This is a genomic window from Mesorhizobium sp. LCM 4576, assembly GCF_001854815.1.
Classification (GTDB): Bacteria; Pseudomonadota; Alphaproteobacteria; order Rhizobiales; family Rhizobiaceae; genus Mesorhizobium; species Mesorhizobium plurifarium.
Genome location: NZ_MDDT01000021.1, coordinates 20097 through 36528, shown reverse-complemented (window position 1 = coordinate 36528; position 16432 = coordinate 20097). Strand labels below are relative to the sequence as shown.

General features: G+C 58.9%; 15 protein-coding genes and 2 pseudogenes. 12 read left to right on the top strand and 5 right to left on the bottom strand.

Going from position 1 to position 16432, the window contains the following annotated elements; all coding sequences use genetic code 11:
- The first annotated feature begins 32 nt into the window (after window positions 1-32).
- Complete coding sequence (gene panB, locus LCM4576_RS11745; RefSeq protein ID WP_042646597.1) at window positions 33-893, top strand: 3-methyl-2-oxobutanoate hydroxymethyltransferase; 861 nt, start codon at window positions 33-35, stop codon at window positions 891-893.
- A gap of 302 nt (window positions 894-1195) precedes the next feature.
- Window positions 1196-2170 (top strand): hypothetical protein, encoded by a 975-nt coding sequence (locus tag LCM4576_RS11740; protein ID WP_071032260.1) that lies wholly within the window; start codon window positions 1196-1198, stop codon window positions 2168-2170.
- 520 nt (window positions 2171-2690) lie between these two features.
- On the opposite strand, the gene LCM4576_RS11735 is transcribed toward LCM4576_RS11740, so the two are convergent.
- The 3 genes and pseudogenes from LCM4576_RS11735 to LCM4576_RS11725 form a co-directional block, all read right to left on the bottom strand.
- Complete coding sequence (locus tag LCM4576_RS11735; RefSeq protein ID WP_042646676.1) at window positions 2691-2969, bottom strand: helix-turn-helix transcriptional regulator; 279 nt, start codon at window positions 2967-2969, stop codon at window positions 2691-2693.
- A gap of 1063 nt (window positions 2970-4032) precedes the next feature.
- Window positions 4033-4280: pseudogene (locus tag LCM4576_RS34650) on the bottom strand (transposase); the annotation flags it as partial.
- A 175-nt stretch (window positions 4281-4455) separates the two neighbouring features.
- Complete coding sequence (locus tag LCM4576_RS11725; protein ID WP_071032259.1) at window positions 4456-4857, bottom strand: hypothetical protein; 402 nt, start codon at window positions 4855-4857, stop codon at window positions 4456-4458.
- Between the two features lie 489 nt (window positions 4858-5346).
- Between LCM4576_RS11725 and queC the strand changes: the two genes are divergently transcribed.
- Genes queC through queE form a run of 3 tightly spaced genes read left to right on the top strand, consistent with a single transcriptional unit; the run spans window position 5347 to window position 7132 of the window.
- The gene (gene queC / locus LCM4576_RS11720) at window positions 5347-6045 is read left to right on the top strand and encodes a 7-cyano-7-deazaguanine synthase QueC (RefSeq protein ID WP_042646591.1); all 699 of its coding nucleotides are present in this window, start codon (window positions 5347-5349) and stop codon (window positions 6043-6045) included.
- Window positions 6045-6401 carry a 6-carboxytetrahydropterin synthase QueD gene (queD, locus tag LCM4576_RS11715; RefSeq protein ID WP_041003134.1) on the top strand — a complete coding sequence of 119 codons (357 nt, stop codon included), beginning with the start codon at window positions 6045-6047 and terminating at the stop codon, window positions 6399-6401. Before queC ends, queD begins: the two co-directional genes overlap by 1 nt.
- Complete coding sequence (queE, locus tag LCM4576_RS11710) at window positions 6398-7132, top strand: 7-carboxy-7-deazaguanine synthase QueE (RefSeq protein ID WP_071032328.1); 735 nt, start codon at window positions 6398-6400, stop codon at window positions 7130-7132. The genes queD and queE overlap by 4 nt, the downstream gene beginning before the upstream one ends.
- Before the next feature lie 413 nt (window positions 7133-7545).
- On the opposite strand, the gene hemN is transcribed toward queE, so the two are convergent.
- Window positions 7546-8895, bottom strand: a complete 1350-nt coding sequence (gene hemN / locus LCM4576_RS11705) for an oxygen-independent coproporphyrinogen III oxidase (protein ID WP_071032258.1) — start codon at window positions 8893-8895, stop codon at window positions 7546-7548.
- A gap of 168 nt (window positions 8896-9063) precedes the next feature.
- On the opposite strand from hemN, the gene LCM4576_RS11700 reads away from it, so the two are divergent.
- From LCM4576_RS11700 to LCM4576_RS11655, 7 genes are all read left to right on the top strand, one after another.
- Window positions 9064-9828, top strand: coding sequence for a Crp/Fnr family transcriptional regulator (locus tag LCM4576_RS11700; protein WP_071032257.1), 765 nt, complete (start codon window positions 9064-9066; stop codon window positions 9826-9828).
- A gap of 378 nt (window positions 9829-10206) precedes the next feature.
- Window positions 10207-10539: a hypothetical protein gene (locus LCM4576_RS11690; protein WP_050070889.1), complete on the top strand. Its 333-nt coding sequence runs from the start codon at window positions 10207-10209 to the stop codon at window positions 10537-10539.
- 1259 nt (window positions 10540-11798) lie between these two features.
- Complete coding sequence (locus LCM4576_RS11675) at window positions 11799-12035, top strand: multiubiquitin domain-containing protein (RefSeq protein WP_042646589.1); 237 nt, start codon at window positions 11799-11801, stop codon at window positions 12033-12035.
- On the top strand, window positions 12035-12412 hold the full coding sequence (locus LCM4576_RS11670) for an E2/UBC family protein (protein WP_042646587.1): 378 nt from the start codon (window positions 12035-12037) through the stop codon (window positions 12410-12412). Before LCM4576_RS11675 ends, LCM4576_RS11670 begins: the two co-directional genes overlap by 1 nt.
- Entirely contained in the window at window positions 12409-13761 is a 1353-nt protein-coding gene (locus LCM4576_RS11665; RefSeq protein WP_071032253.1) for a ThiF family adenylyltransferase, read from the top strand. The genes LCM4576_RS11670 and LCM4576_RS11665 overlap by 4 nt, the downstream gene beginning before the upstream one ends.
- Window positions 13751-15244, top strand: coding sequence for a lipopolysaccharide kinase InaA family protein (locus LCM4576_RS11660; protein WP_071032252.1), 1494 nt, complete (start codon window positions 13751-13753; stop codon window positions 15242-15244). Before LCM4576_RS11665 ends, LCM4576_RS11660 begins: the two co-directional genes overlap by 11 nt.
- Window positions 15245-15269: 25 nt before the next feature.
- Window positions 15270-15818: a DUF6527 family protein gene (locus LCM4576_RS11655; RefSeq protein WP_050070887.1), complete on the top strand. Its 549-nt coding sequence runs from the start codon at window positions 15270-15272 to the stop codon at window positions 15816-15818.
- 310 nt (window positions 15819-16128) lie between these two features.
- Here the strand turns inward: LCM4576_RS11655 and LCM4576_RS11650 are convergent.
- Window positions 16129-16383, bottom strand: a pseudogene (locus tag LCM4576_RS11650) (IS110 family transposase); the annotation flags it as partial.
- Window positions 16384-16432: the final 49 nt, after the last annotated feature.

Sequence of the window (16432 nt, the reverse complement as noted above, 5' to 3'; positions counted from 1 at the left end):
CGGTGGGTGACGTCGGGGAAGGAAGGCATGCATTGAGCACAGCAGGTGATTCGAGGGCGATTACACCGCCCGATATTCGGGCCCGTAAGGGTGGCGTCCCCCTGGTGTGCCTGACGGCCTATACGACGCCGATTGCAAGACTGGTCGATCGACATTGCGACATCGTTCTTGTCGGCGACAGCGTGGGCATGGTGCTGCACGGCCTGCCGTCGACGCTCGGCGTCACCCTCGACATGATGATCATGCATGCCAAGGCCGTGCGCGGTGGCCTGGAGAAGGCGCTGATGGTCGTTGACCTGCCGTTCGGCTCTTATGAGGAAAGTCCCGAGCAGGCGTTCCGCAACGCGGCTCGTTTAATGGCTGAGACCGGCTGCGCGGCTGTCAAGTTGGAGGGCGGCGAGGCGATGGCCGCTACTATCCAATTCCTCGGTGCTCGTGGCATCCCTGTCATGGCTCATATCGGCCTGACGCCGCAGGCAGTCAACGCTTTCGGCGGCTACCGCGTGCAGGGCAGGGGAGAGGACGCCGAGCGGATCAGGCGCGACGCGATATCGGTCGCGCAAGCCGGGGCCTTTTCGGTCGTGCTTGAAAAGGTGCCAGAGCAGCTCGCGCGCCGCATCACCAGCGAGATTGGCATCCCAACCATCGGCATCGGCGCCTCACCGGCCTGCGACGGCCAGATCCTGGTGAGTGACGACATGCTCGGCCTGTTTTCCCCATTCAGGCCGAAATTCGTCAAGCGCTACGCAGAACTCGGTGACCAGGCCGGCGCCGCGACCGCGGCCTATGCGGATGAGGTGCGCAAGCGGCGCTTCCCTGCTGCCGAGCACGTCTTTGCCGATGCGCCCAAAGATGCTGACGCTGACGCGACAGGAAGCGGAGGAGCCGCATGAGCGTGCCGCCGCGAAAGGCGTGTCGAAGAATACTGGGCTGATCGGGTGGCCAATCTTCGCAATCGGGTGCGGCACGCGATCCATCATTGCCGCCACCTAATGGGCGGTGGCTCAGAGAGATCCTGATGTTTGGTGAGGGAAGCAGTATCTAACTGCGTTTCCTGATGAGGGAAATTGTGCGTTGCACAAAACTTGACGCGTGGCTAGCGTTCTTCCGCTGCGGGAATCGGGTTTGGGTAATACGTGACGAAGCAGTGAGAACCAATGCTTCGTCGAAAGTGCATTCATACCTGAGGATCCTGATGACCGTTACGAATACCGACAAAGCCGTCGCTACAAATCTCGAAGCAATCGCACGAAACGGCAGTATGCTACGTCGCATGGCCGTGCGCATTCCGACATATCTGTCGGATCTTCGCGAGAATCCAGCGTGGCTGCCGATGTTCGTGCTCGCCCGCACTATGCCGGCACGGAGAATGCACTGGCTTGGTGCAAAGCCTGTTCGAGCGTCGCAGAAAGGGCGCGAAACAATGTTTGTCGGCGTCAATCGCCGGGACGTTGTCGATGCGCTGCAGTCGGATGGGCYTTTTTCCGGACTCGTCTTGCCCAAATTTATCCATGAGGAGATTGCAGCTTTCGTGCGATGCACACCTTGCTTTGGAAATTTCGATCGCCGTTTCGAATTCATGCCGACGGAGCATGCACAGGCTGAAGCTCGGTTCGGCCGTCCCTTGCTCAGCGGCCACTATTTCGAGCGCATTCTCGGCTGCAAGGCGGCAGTTGCCATCCAAAACGATCCGTTGCTCATGGATATCGCTCAACACTATCTGGGCGGCCAGGCGAAACTGATCACCACGCGCGTTTGGTGGAGCTTCCCCACCACCCAGGCCTCCGACGCAGACAAGAACCTGGCATCACTCGGCAAATACCACTTCGATCTTGATGACTGGCGGATGTTGAAGTTCTTCTTTTACCTACTGCCGGTAGACGAGGGCACCGGCCCGCATGTCTACGTCCGCGGCAGTCACAAGCGACGCGCGCTCAAGCATCAACTGACGCTTCTCGTCGGCCATCCCGCAGAAGAGGTACTGGGCGTCTATGGCGAGCAAAGCGCCGTGACACTTACCGGAGAGGCAGGGCTTGGTTTCGTCGAGGATCCGTTCGGCTTCCACATGGGCACCGTACCGGCGCACAGCCCGAGGCTGATGATGGAAGTCGGCTTCGGCGTTTCGCCGCCCTCGCGGCGACGCTTCCACGGCGAACCGGTTATTCGCTGATTTAGGCCAAGTCCCGAAACAGCTTTCCCAACCGAAGATCATTGTCTGGCAGGCAATAAGCAATGGCGCCACCCCGGAAACAACCAGCGTCCACGGTCGGGCGTTTTCCGCCACATGGTGCCATTGCAATCCTGCCATCACCGAAGCCCGAGAAAGGAGACGAGTGGTAATATGTCCCGGCGCCAACGGCGCTATACCCCGCCGAAGGCCCTGACCGGGATAGTTCGGCTGCCAAGGTTTCAACTTCGCATTCCAGGATCGCGGCTAGCATCAGCCGAGAAATGGGGCCGTGGCCGTTTTCGGGTAGTATTCAGAAACTCTAAGCGGCCTACATGCGTTGGGCGGCAATAGTCTTGACCCTTCGCAACGCCCCGCCGATTGCCTATGCATCGGAGTGAACTTTTTCAAGAATTCTATGGCTCTGACGCAGGCATCCGGCGACCCGCCGGGCGGCCGACCGGCTCGGGTCGCTTCAGCCGCCAATCAAGCCAAACAGGGCCACGAGCTGGGGTATTGATGTTCAACTCACTTGCAAATTCTCCACTCGTGACGCAACGCCCATCATCTCGGCCTCCTCAAGAATTCCCACAGGCAGGGACAATGATTTCACGATGCGATCCCGATAGCCCTTGTTGTACCTTAAGCCCGACTCGATGTTTTGGATTTCCTCAGTGGCTAACCCGCTCGTCACCGCCACGTCTTCGATCGAATATCCAAGGTGTTCACGATAAGCGCGAATGACGTGCACCCCCTCTGACATAGCCACCAAAACCGGCTCGGGAATGCGTGAGTCCTTCATAGAAACCTCCAAGAAGACTAGGGGCGCCGGATGATCGGGAGGCTCCTTCCCGATCTGCCCCTCCCAGACGCGCAATTCTCAAGGAGGACTCACGTATCCGGTGCTAAAGCTGGTCACAGCGTTTTGTGAGGGTCCGATTAACGACAATCTGTGTTCAGGTCCAGACACCCTGGGGGTCAGGATCAAGCCGGCCAGGGACGAATCCGCCGATTTGTGGTCGCTGCTCACAACCCTCTTGGTGGCATGCCAATTGCATAGTCACAGCCATGATACGCATCCCGACATTGCCGTCGCGCAGGTAACCCAGGAGTTCACATAACGTTCGTCCGAACGCAATCTGCTGCGCATCCCGTGGGACGCCCAGCTCCGTTGGATGTTGCTGCGCTTGGCAGACAGGATCGCTATCCCGCAGATCGCTTTCAGGCTGTCAGCTAGGGCTGCCATGACGATTCCCGTAAAACAAACATTCAGGAGAACTCATGAATCGACCATATGAATATCTGCTTCGCCGGCTCTCCCGGCGGGAAATAACACCAGATCCTCTTCAAATCCGTGTTGATCAAAAAGGAAAACGAAAAATGCCTACCTCAAAAGAAGACAATGTAGGGCTCTTGAGGCTCCTCAAATTGTGGTCTAACTGGCCGCGAACGATACTTGCTGCCACGGCCTTGGCCATTATAATGACCGCTCCAGCTACAGCAGTCCCCCAAGGCGCTGACAAGCACAAGTCCGAACATAGCTTGGTCGTTGAAGGCTGGCTGAGTTGTATACTTGGGGCATTGTGCATTGACGATCCAGAGGTCCTCGATCACCGGCGGTCACYTGGCCCGCTTGATGCACGGYGATGAGCTTTCGGCGGCCTGAGGTGGCGCTCTGGTCGCCATTGCGGTACGTTTTGCCGCCCCGTCGGGCGCCGGGGTTGATCCGCCGGTGATGGCAGGCGGGGCTTTGCGGCGCGTTCGTTTCGGGGTTCCCCTCGTTTATGTCGCGAGTTGAAGGATGCGACTGAGGACGATGCGCAGGATGCGCCGGTCCGCGCAGAATGCCGGCAGGTGCAGGCGGGGATTTGGGTCTTCGTTTCGACCACACGCGCGGCGATCATGATGAGGCGCAAACGCAGCGTGTCGAGTCGGACGACGGCAGAGCTCGTTTCGGCATCGCGGCGCGCAAGCCCCGCATAAGCCAGTTGGCGCCGGCATGCAGGAACAGCCGGAACTGGTTAGCCGTCGCTCTTGAGGAGGATGTGCGGTGGCCAGTGAGATGCGTCTTCCAGGACTTGATGTGGTTTTCGGCCGCGCCGCGCCGRCAGTATTCGCCATTGTTGGCCGACGGCACGCCGCCGTCGAAACGGGCAATCACGGACTTGCCTGTGACAGATGACAAACCGCTCAGATGCGGTAGGAGTGGGGTCTCCGGAAATAATTAGAATTGGCGTAAGCGACCAATCCCACAGCGTTTCAACGGCTTTCACCACCTCCGCCAACCCTTATGAATCAGGCTGGCTGATCGRCAAATGTCCGGCCTCCCGCAAGGCGCCTAGGAAGAGAGTGGCATGGTCGTCGACACTAATCTTTGCCTGCATCGACAGGGGCATGCCGGTCCAATTCTCCAGTGGCGCGGTCAAAGCCGAGAAAGTCCCGCCGACAATGCAATGGCGAATACCCACGCCTCGTATGTCCAAAGCCAGCACGCCCGTCCGGTCACTTGGATATCGGATGGCCGCGATCCGCTGGACCGCCGCGTCACCGTCCACCCGCACGTCGAAAAGTAGGAGACCGCGGCTCCTGGCGGCTATCGCCGCAGCCTTTTCAGTGAAGCCTATGGAGAGCGCGCCGACACTTTCGACCGCCATCTGGAATACCAGCGAATCCAGTTCATCCGCAGCCATGGGAGCAATTGCGCGCAACACCGGGGTAATTGCAACGACGCACACGGCTTGTTCACAGATGTCGGCCCACRCCCGACCCATTTGGTTTGGGTGACGCTCGGCCCTTGRCCCGCGTGTGCTCCGATTCGAACCAGYCTTGGGCGGAAGGCGCGGGAAGGTAATGACGTTGGCCTTCCGCTCGAGACCCATAACTCGGTTCCTTAGGTCCTCGAAGCTCCGCCACCTGGCGCTTGATTGAAGCGTCGAGAAGCTTGTTTCTGAAGCTCCGGCCTCTTTCAGAGTCTATTTTGTTATGCCTGGATCTTGGACATGCAGTGAGGTGGGCCGTCTATCAGTTTCGTGTTTCTTGCAGGCTCAGCCCGCTTGAGCACAGCGGCACGTCAGCGCATCAAATTCGTCCTCAGTTCACAAACGAGGCTCCCTGGGGTACTGGGAGAGCAGAGAAATCTCCGGTCGCAGCCTACCCGGTCAAAACAGGAAACCCCAACGATGAAGACTCTCGTCGTCTGCTCCGGCGGATTGGACTCCATTTCCCTTGCTCACAAAGTGGCAGCGGAGCACGAACTCGCCGGCCTGCTATCCTTCGATTACGGCCAAAGGCACAGCAAGGAATTGGACTTCGCCAGCCTTTGCGCGGAGCGTCTGAACGTCCCGCACAGCATCATCGACATCTGCGAAATCGGCCGCGGCCTTTCCGGCTCCGCGCTTACCGACAATGTGGAGGTACCCGATGGGCACTACGCCGAAGACATGATGAAGGTCACGGTGGTGCCCAATCGGAACGCCATCATGTTGGCCATCGCCTTCGGCTTCGCTGCCGCGCGCAAGTCGGAAGCGGTGGCGACGGCCGTGCATGGTGGCGATCACTTCATCTATCCGGACTGCCGACCAGCCTTCATCGACGCCTTCCAGATGATGCAAGACCGCGCGCTCGAAGGCTACGCGAATATTCGACTCTATACGCCTTATGTGAATCTCACAAAGGCGGACATAATTGAGGATGGAGCCCGCCACGGCACGCCATTTGCGGAGACCTGGTCCTGCTACAAGGGCGGCAAGCGTCACTGTGGACGGTGCGGGACGTGCGTCGAGCGGCGCGAGGCGTTTCATCTCTGTGGCCACCCAGATCCCACCGACTACGAGGACGCCGACTTCTGGCTGGACGCGTTGCGCAGGAGGGGGGTGTAATGTTCCGCATCACCAAGGAATTCCACTTTTCAGCCTCTCATCAACTCACGTCCCTGCCGCCTGACCACCAGTGCGCGCGCCTGCACGGGCATAACTACATCGTCGAAGTGGAGCTATCGGGCAAGGAACTGAACGAGCACGGCTTTGTCCGCGACTATCACGATTTGGCACCGCTCAAACGTTATATCGACGATAAATTCGACCACCGACATCTCAATGACGTGCTGGGGCATGAAAAGGTTACCGCGGAATGTCTGGCCAGACACTTTTATGAATGGTGCAAGGCACGCTTGCCCGAAACCACGGCCGTGCGGGTTAGCGAGACGCCGAAAACATGGGCCGAATGCCGGCCATGACCGATACGCATCCCGCAATCCGCGTGAGTGAGATTTTCGGGCCGACGATCCAGGGCGAGGGCGTGCTCATCGGTCTGYCGACGGTCTTCGTCAGAACCGGCGGGTGTGATTATCGCTGTTCCTGGTGYGACAGTCTGCATGCGGTCGACAGGCAATTCCGGGATGAATGGCAGATGAYGTCCTGCGACGCCGTGTGGCAAAAGATTGTCGCGCTTTCCGGCGGCCGCCCGTTGATGGTTTCGCTGTCAGGCGGCAATCCGGCTATCCAGCCTTTCGGTGCTCTCATCAAACGAGGCCATGACGAGGGCTACCGATTTGCTCTGGAAACCCAAGGTTCCGTGGTCCGGGAATGGTTCGCCGAACTTGACGTGCTGGTCCTTAGCCCAAAGCCGCCGTCAAGTGAAATGAGGACCGATTGGGCTATTATCGAGGCATGCTTCCAGGCGGCGCAGGACAAGCCGCAAGTCGTGCTGAAGCTCGTTGTTTTCGACGAAAATGACTATGCCTTTGCGAAAGAGGCCGCGGCGAGATTTCCGCGACTTCCAGTCTATCTGCAACCCGGCAATCACACGCCGCCACACCCCGGAAATGAAGACGCTCCTGTCGACGTTGATGGAATAATGAAACGCATGGAGTGGCTGGTAGACAGCGTAACCGGCGACAGGTGGTTCGAAGCCCGCGTGTTACCACAGCTGCACGTTATGCTCTGGGGCAACAAACGAGGCGTTTAGCCAGCACTCGCCGGGGCGACAGCCTTCGRCATCCCATAGCAAGAAATCGACAATCAAGATGCCGATCGCAGCCTCGTAAAGAGCTTGCGTCGATGGCTTTCCTGTCGCTGCCAGGCAGCATGTAGGCCCAGAGCGACACTCCACCCTGACCGTCGGCCCTTCTGTCGAATAGGCACGCGCCAGCGGCCAGTGCAGAAACCTGCATAAGCAAGATATGCAGGATCCTGCGCGTTTCTCGCGTCGCCGCAGTTTTGGCGCGACGCTTGCTGCGACGTTGTCGCGTTCGACTGAGGCGCCGCGATGAGAGGCCAGGCTGCTATATGCAGCCACATGAACCCTCGCAATTTCCCGTGCTGCGGAAATGGCTAGCAATCGATCAAACGCGATTGACGCGAATTTTACGATCAAAATGCTCAAACTGCAGCTGAGTGCCTGGCCGTTCCACCCTCGAAATATTTGTCGAACTTCGCCGCAATGCTCCTTACGAACGGGCGATTTTCCGCCGGCACGACGAATCGGTCGCCTTGGAGTTCGAGCAGTCGAGCAGGATCATTAAGGGCTATGGAGCTTGCCTGACGGAGGAGCTTCTGGCCGGCTTTCCCGAAGCTCTCCACCAAGTCGATCGCCGAGAAGGCGAAATCGCACATCAGTCGCTCAATGATCCAGCCCCGGACGCGATCGTCGTCGGAAAATGCTATGCCGCGGACGGCGGCCAGCTTCCCGTCTTCCGTCATGCTCCGGTATTCGCCGGTCGAAGGCATGTTCTGCACATAGCCTTGACGAAACCGGCCGATGGACGAAGAGCCAAGTCCAATCAACGTCTCGCAGCGATCCTCGGTGTAACCCTGAAAATTGCGATGCAATTCTCCCGCGCGGGCCGCTATCGCCAACGCATCGCCCGGCCTTGCGAAATGGTCGAGCCCGATTGATTCGTATCCATTGTCCTCGATCGCTCGCGCAGCAAGTTGCGATTGCGCAAACCGCTCCGTCGGACCGGGGAGCCATGCCTCGTCGATCATCGTCTGATGTTTCTTGAACCAGGGCACGTGAGCATAGCCGAACAGGGCGATCCTGTCCGGTTCCTGGGTCAGCGCCTGCGCCACGGTGGAACGCACGCTCTCGCTGGTTTGATGCGGCAGGCCATAGAGCAGATCAAGGTTCACGGAATCTACTCCCCGGGAGCGAACGCCATCGACGACTGCCTTGGTCTGCAACAAACTTTGCTCGCGGTTGATCGCTCTTTGCACTTTCGGATCGAAGTCCTGCACGCCGAGGCTCGCCCTGGTCATGCCGATTTCGGCAAGCGCGTCGAGGCGGACTCCGTCCATATCGTTCGGATCGATCTCGACGCTGATTTTGGCATCATCGAGAAAATCAAAATTGTCTCGCAGCGCCGTCCCCAATGTCACCAGATGCTGCGGCTTCAGCATGGTCGGCGAACCGCCCCCGAAATGAACCGCGCGAACTCGGCCCTTGCCGCTGACAAGGCTGCCAACCGTCGCGATCTCTGCATACAACGACTGCAAATAGGYGGCGACCGGCGCATAGTGACGTGTATGTTTGGTATGGCACGCRCAAAACCAGCAGAGCCTGTCGCAATAGGGAATATGCAGGTAAAGCGATAGCTCCCCGCCGCCTTCGAGTGCCTCCARCCAGCCGCGATAAACGACCGCATCGATACCTTGATGGAAATGCGGTGTGCTGGGGTAACTGGTATAGCGCGGGACATTCTCACCAAGTCTGGCAGCAAGTTCCGATCGCATGTCGTGGTCAACCTGTTTGAGTCGCCAACTGTGGACGCACAGATGAGCCAAAGCACTGATTTCGGTCAGCCTCCAGCATGACAAACTGCCGCAAGGATTTTTCTACCGTCGATGGTTATCGTGCCGGCGCTTGGGACCGGGAGGGCGATCAGATCGGGAGAGCGATCAATGACACTACGGCAYGGTCTTCACAGTTCCGGCATCCCCGTCTATTGCCTGTCTTGYCAGGCACGGCACCGTGGCCTCTGCAGCGCACTCGATCCAGATCGTTTGGCCAAGCTCGCCAAGACTTCGTCACGGCACAGGGTCGAACGGGGCATCGAACTGATTGGCGATGCCGAGACCCTCAACAGCTATTCGAACGTGCTTTYGGGCGTGGTGAAGCTGACGAAGAGCCTCTCGGACGGCCGCCAGCAAATCGTCGGTCTCCGGTTCGCGCCGGATTTTCTGGGACAGCCCTTCGAGGCGAAAAGCGCGATCCATGCCGAAGCGGCAACGACTGTCTCGATATGCTCGTTTCCGAAAGCGGYAATCGAAAAGATGATGAAGCAATCACCGGAGCTCGARCATCGCCTGCTCAAGCAGACGCTGAAAGAGCTCGACGAAGCACGCGAATGGATGGTGACTCTGGGCTGCAAGACCGCGCCTGAGAAGGTAGCGAGCTTTCTTCTCATGATCGCCCGCAACATCGATTCCAGTGTTGGCCCGGCGGCCAGCTCGRCGTGCTTCGATCTGCCGCTGACGCGCGCCGRCATCTCTGATTTCCTTGGAATTACAAATGAGACGGTGAGCCGTCAGCTGACCAGACTGAGAATGGACGGCGTGATCCGGATCGAGAACAGCCGCCGTGTCACGGTAGACGACATGAGCCGGCTGGAACAACGTTGCGGTGGGCGGTGGCCGAGGCGCAACCGCTCCATTTACGAGACCTGAGCCGCTCTTGCCTCGCTTGCCTGGCCCGGGAAATGGCAGGATCGCGTTCGAGCGCGATGCGTCAACGCAAGCCTTCTAAAAAGTGGCATAGCATCTATCGAACCGAGAATCCGTTGTGGCCGCTGCTGATGCTGAGATAGGCCACAGTTTCGTGGCCAAGATGTTTGCCGATGAACTCGCCGGTTATCGGGTCGTCGATGCCGAAGAACTGCTTGACCGACCACGCGAGGAACGGTTGCCAGCTGTTGCCGGGGGYACTGCTCCAGCAGCGACATGACTTTCCTGCAGGAAAAACCAACGCCGRACCCAGCGCTCGCATAKGTGCCGATCGCCGCGCGGAATTCCGGAAACGGGGCGAGGTTCAGGAATTCATCGAGAATGAAGAGCGCCGAGATGTCYGGCGTCCTGCGGTTCCTCTCCATGGCATCAAGCGCGCCCGCCCTTGAGGAGGATGCGCAACCACGGGGAGTAGGGCTCCATCTTGCCGAGCGGCATGTCGATGTAGACCGTTATCGGCCGATTCTTGAGGTCCGCGAAGTCGCTCCCCTTCAAACTCTCCTGGAGTTCGTCGTCGCGTCAAAGGGCGACCTTGCTTGCCAGCGTCGCCTCCAAAGTCTGGCGGCCACGATCCCGAGCTTTCTCAAGCACCGCATAACCGGCTTCCGCCGCCAGCGGGAGTGGGGCAACTTCTTTGCAACGGCCTACAGATAGCGGCCCTTCTGGGAAGCCGACTGGCACACGGCAGTCATCGTCTGCCGCTGAGCCGGCGCCATGTRCTTGACGTACAATATCACCGCCGTGAGGAACCCTGCGGCATCGTCGTTGATCGGTGACGCGTTCGGGTCGCGGGGAAACATCTGCTCTGCCAGTGAACGGGCATCGGCTAACGTGCGGACCTGCGCCAGGGGATTGTAGCGATGCTTTGCCCTCCCGAGCAGTCGAAGGACGCAATGGATAGATTTCGTGCCCAATCGATTTGCCCCACCGCGACGTCATTTTCGTAGTGCTCACCCTTAGGGTCAATCACTACGCAGCTGCCTCAGTTGCCAGAAGATGTAAGAAACTTCTGTATCCTAAATATTGTCTGGCGTATTAGATTTCTCTAATGGCCGGTTCGGCCTAGGCCAGCCGAACTGGTGGCTCCAAAGCTCTGGCTGCCATGGCTGCAGCTGTACAATTTCTTCAGCGAAAGCACAAAAATGGCAATGACTTTCTGCCGTCGCGCCTCTTTACTTACTACTACGCGCGGTTCATAGAGCACCGGGTTCCGGTCGATTTGTCGATTTCGGCGCACAGCTTAGGAACGGCATGTGGCTCGTCACCGAGATGGGTGTCCGCCTAAGGATGACTGGCCATTCTCCGGCCCATGACCCGGAAACACGTGTTTTCCTACCGGATCAAGGGCCACAACGGAGCCGCCAACCGAAATTGTGAAAGAGGCACTGATTTTCAAAGCATTTCAACGCCTCGGTTCGTGACCGTTCCTTGACCGTGCTCAAGGGACATTTGGCGATGGGCTATCCGTTTCTGTTCGGATTTTCCGTCTATTCGAACTTCGATCGTAAGAGCACCTTCCTCCCGGTGCCGGACCGAATGACTCGCCTTTGGTTGAGGGCCGCGCGGTCCTCGCAGTCGGATACGATGACGATAAGCAGTGCGAGCCGAATCCCACTTGCCAGCCAAGTGCGAAGTTCGGCACGCTACTTGATGTTCGCGATCTAGTGTGCAAGGCGTTGTTTAGCGGGAAATTATTGTTGCTCGGGCTGGGGGGGCAAAATCATTCGATGGAACAGGCTTTAACAAGACCGCCGACTCGTCTCAAATGCTGCGGGTCTCTGCGCAGAAGGCAGGAACAATTTAGCTGTTAGCGGTTAGCGGTGCGCCTTTTCGCACCATGCGATCATGGTTTAGGATGGTGCGTAACACCAAGGTCGGCATTTCGCCCGGCCAAGTTTATCCAGAGGACGGCGATGGCCAAGGACGATCACCCCAAGTTTTCAATCAACATAGACGGCGTGCATTTCGAGGTACAAAAGGAAAGCATTACAGGGGCTGAACTGAAGCAGATTGCCGGCAAGGACGCGCAATATCAATTATTCCTGGAAGGTCACGGTCACGACAGCGACCGTCAGATAGGTGATACCGAGGCGGTGACGTTAAAAAACGGCATGCATTTTTACACTGTTCCTCCGGCGACCTTCGGTTGATGTCGATCATAGAGCGGCATTTCGAGGCCTTCGTCGGCCGGTACGCTGGCGTCACCATGGAGCCGCAGGCCGGGGGCACAGTCGTGGTAAGCGTCCCGGCCGTTGCTTTGCCCCCGGGTTGGAATCGGACCGCGGTCGCGGTAAAATTCATACTGCCTGCGGGTTATCCGCAAGCAGCTCCCGACTGTTTCTGGACCGAGCCGGCCCTGGCGCTTGAACATGGCGGCGCGCCGCAGAACACTGGACAGCAGGCTGCGCCTGGTATCCCGCCTGGCTGGCTCTGGTTCTCTTGGCATCCTGCGACGTGGCAACCAAACAGCGACAACATGTTCACCTATCTGAACGTCATTCGTCGCCGGCTTGGCGAGGTGCGATGAACAGGCTCGTTTTTCGCGTTGGCGAATGGACAGCCCTTCGCGATGCTCTGYTTAAAGACGCGCCCCTCGAGGCGGCGGCAGCTCTGCTCGTTGCCCAAGGGCATTTCGACGGCGGCATGCGCCTTGTGGTGCGCGAGGTCGTTCACCCGGCGGCCGAGGACTATGTCCGTCGCAGTAATATCGAAGCCAGCCTGCAGCCGGCCTTCGTTGCAAACATGCTGAAGCGCGCTCGGATGGAGGGCATTGGCCTTATCCTCGCGCACTCGCACCCGCGGCAGCGCAACCTTGCTTTTTCTCCGGTGGACGATGCTGCGCAGGTCGTTCTCGCACCGGTTCAGCATTTTCGTGCGCCCAAGGGCCCGCATGGCTTCCTTGTCGTCGGGCCAAGAGGGTTTCGCACGCGCTTATTCGATGCGGCTGGGCAGACGACTCTGGAGATCGAGCGCGTGCAGGAGGTTGGCGCGACACTGCACACTTATGACCGCGACGGYGTCGACGCGGGTGAGCCGATGCCCGAGATTTTCGATCGCAATGTACGTGCCTTTGGYGCGGCAGGGCAGCGGCTGCTGAATGGCATGACAGTTGGGGTGGTTGGTGTCGGCGGTACCGGGTCCGTCGTGGTCGAGGAACTTGCTCGCCTCGGCACCGGTCGCTTGATCTTGATTGATCCGGAGTCGGTCGAGGAAACCAACTTGAACCGCTTGATTGGCGCTGAAGAAGGCGATGTGGGCCTGCGCAAGGTTGCGGTGGCTGAAAAAGCGGCCAAGCGCGCTCGCCGCGATATAAGAGTCGATGGGTATGCCGAGACGGTAGTCGCAGAGGCCACGACACGTCGGCTTCTCGACTGCGACTTCGTCATGTGCTGTACGGACTCCCATGGAAGCCGCGCCGTGCTTAACCAGTTGGCCTATCAATATCGTTTGCCGATGATCGACGTGGGCGTGCGCATCGATGCCAAGGACAGCTTGGTTACCAACATGTCCACACGCGTGCAAATGTTGGCCGAAACGCTGGCCTGCCTGAACTGTCACCCATTGCTCGATCCTGTCGCTATACGCCGCGACTTGCTCGCCGACCAGACCAGTGATCCGTATTTCGTGGGTCATTTCGAACCCCAACCGGCGGTCATATCGCTTAATGYGGCTACCTCCTCAATGGCGGTGTCCATGTTGTTGTCGGCGAGCACTGGTTTTCCAGGTCAGGCCCGGCACCTAGTCGGGAGGCCGATCGACGGTGCGGTACGTCCCATCAAATCGACGCCGGATCCGACCTGTATCGTCTGTGCTGCCGGCAATGCCCTCGCCATGGCGGACTCATGGCCGATGATCTGGCGACGGCATGAAGGCTGATGCGCGCGCCATCGTGTTGGTTGAGGGCGGCGAGGCGCCGCCAGCAGCGTTCATCGCACGCCAGCTTCATCTGAAGACCTATCGAGCACCGTCCGATTTGGCCGACGAAGGTGTGCGGGCATTGCTGGTATTGGCCCAGGATCTTTCCCGTCCTGACAGCTTGCGTCAGTTGGTGAAGCGCCTGCTGCCACTCGCCCAGGCCGCCCAGCGCGGCATATTGATCGTCGTGGTTGCATTGCCCGGTCAAGAGGCAGCGGCGCTCGGTGCCGCGAAGTCCGGAACAGGGGTTCTGGCGCAATGGGACAAAAAGCCCGGTGTTATACTCAGCCAGCTTGCCGTTCTATCCGATTGGGAAAAGATTGCTGAGGCCTGTGCACGCTGCCGTTGCGGGCCTTCGRCCAATTTGAGCCTGCTGGTTCTGGATAGCGATGGGGGCCCGTTGGAAGAGACCCTCGACCCGGAAGTCGATCTCCTGATGCGCCGCGCCTTTCATGACTTTGCAGCCATCAGGATTTCCAGCGAAAACGGAGGGAAATCCCGGGCGTCGGTGTGGAAAGTCGAAACGGAAGGCTACGGCCTGTTGACACCGTTCATCGTCAAGTGCGGCCCGGCAGCACAGATCGAGGAGCAGATCAACACCTACCGCGATGTCGTTGCCGATCGAGTGCCCTTCAGGGGGTGTGCGCCGCTTTGCCTCGACCGCTGTGTTCTTGGGGCTACATTGCAACTTTCCGTGTCCCGGTTCGTCGAACATGCGGATCGGCTTGACGCCGTGGTCACACAGAGAGACGTACGCCCGGTCATCGAGGCGATATACGACCGCGTTTTGCGCCGATGGCGAGAGGAGCCGGAAGTGAAGACGTTGTCGCTTCTGCCGGAATTCCTGCCGCGTCCGCGCCAGACAGCTTACGAGCCAGGACTTTTCCGGACCTATCGGAGACTGGGAAGGGTCGGTTTCAAGGGCCCTTCGCCAAAGGCATTCTTCAACCGCCTAGGATCCATCCCAGCCGGTCTGCACGCGGTCTRCCGCGCCCATGATGATTTAAACCTGCGCAATGTTTTCGTATGCGAAGGGCTTTCTGATGCTGTGTTGATCGATTTCACGCGCGCCGCGCGTAGGCCCTTATCTCACGATGTCGCCCGACTGGATGTCGGACTGGCTTTTGATGACCAGCTTCAAGATGCGCAGCAGATACCTGATAATGTCCTCGAGGACTTCTATAGCGGCGATTTGTTCGCGGTATCCATCAGTCACATGCTGGAGGGCCATTCTGCACAGCATCGCCTTGAAGCTATCGTTACTCTGCGAACGACGATCCTCAGGGAAGGCCGTGCCGTCTCCTTGGATGTGCGGCGTGAATACTCTATCGCTGTCTGCGCCGGTCTGCTCTATTTCGCCAAAGGAAAAGGCCCTAATGCCGCGCGCGCATATCAATGCGCAGCCAATCTCCTGACGCAGGTGACGAATCCGTCTCTCTGGTGAGGGATACAAGATTAAGTCGGTAATTATGAAGACGCGAGAGATCCACCAGAAAGGCGTCGTCGAACGCCAGGCCGAAGCGGTTGAACTGGTCAAGAAACCGGGAGATGTAGCCATCGTTGAGCGCGGCGTGGTGCGATCCTTGGTTATGCGCTGCCCCGATGGCTGTGGCGATATCCTGACCGTCAATTTGGACGGCCGCGCCGGGCCTGCGTGGCGCCTGTACAATGGCAAAGATGGTTTGACGATCTTCCCTTCGGTATGGCGTGACACAGGCTGCGGCGCGCATTTCATCGTCTGGGACGACGTTATCCATTGGACCAACGACGCCTGGATAGTCCGGCGCGACCCTATTCTTGAGCGGGCTGTCGAAGCCAAGCTGACTCACGACTTTATTTCCTATGTGGACCTGGCCACGACGCTCGGCGAAGTCCCCTGGGCTGTCCTCGACGCTTGTCGAAGTTTGGCTAGCACCGGCGCCGCGGTCGAGGACCGAGATAAACGCCGGCCTTGGTTCAAGCTGTCCGGTCAGGACGGACCAACGAAGGAGGAGTTGATTCCGCCCGAAAGGGCGTGAGCCGGATCGTTCCCGTGTGGACGATGGGCAAGGCGATCTCGTTAGCAGGYACGATCCTGGGRCGAACTCTCTCAAGGTCGTTCRACAGATTAACACGCCTCACTCCGCTGACCCCATATGTGACGGCACGCTTATCGCAAGATTGTTGAGTAGTGATTAATCGGATCGCTTGAGATCATATGTCGGGCCTTTGCGTCCCGCGTCTCGGATCGATCGATCACACCAACTGCTCATTCTCTCGCAAGTTCCGGCACCAGCTCAGCACGTCAGCAAGGTAACAGTAGAGATGTTCCCCGTATCTGGCCGCTTTCTATGCCGCGCGCGCCAAGGCTGGCGGCATAGGCTCCGCTCTGTAGATATCGCCGTTCGTCATTACCTTCCAGGCGATGCGCGCGATATTGTTCGCTAGCCCCACGGCAGCCAGTTTCGGCGGCTTGTTCTTGAGTAGGCCGGCGAGCCAGGGTGAGACGGCGCCTCGGCCGCGTCGGAAATGCCTGATAGCGATAGCCCCGGCCACCAGCACGCTGCGCAAGGTTTCGTCGCCGGCGCGCGTGAGCACGCCGAGCAGAAGGAGCTTGACCTCAACAACCCAATCAGAGAAGCCTGCTAGAGCT

Bases quoted from the DNA above. Each gene is read 5' to 3' on its own strand.
- LCM4576_RS11655 (WP_050070887.1), top strand. From the start codon at position 15,270: ATGAAGACGCGAGAGATCCACCAGAAAGGCGTCGTCGAACGCCAGGCC.
- LCM4576_RS11735 (WP_042646676.1), bottom strand. From the start codon at position 2,969: ATGAAGGACTCACGCATTCCCGAGCCGGTTTTGGTGGCTATGTCAGAG.
- queC (WP_042646591.1), top strand. From the start codon at position 5,347: ATGAAGACTCTCGTCGTCTGCTCCGGCGGATTGGACTCCATTTCCCTT.
- queD (WP_041003134.1), top strand. From the start codon at position 6,045: ATGTTCCGCATCACCAAGGAATTCCACTTTTCAGCCTCTCATCAACTC.
- LCM4576_RS11670 (WP_042646587.1), top strand. From the start codon at position 12,035: ATGTCGATCATAGAGCGGCATTTCGAGGCCTTCGTCGGCCGGTACGCT.
- LCM4576_RS11675 (WP_042646589.1), top strand. From the start codon at position 11,799: ATGGCCAAGGACGATCACCCCAAGTTTTCAATCAACATAGACGGCGTG.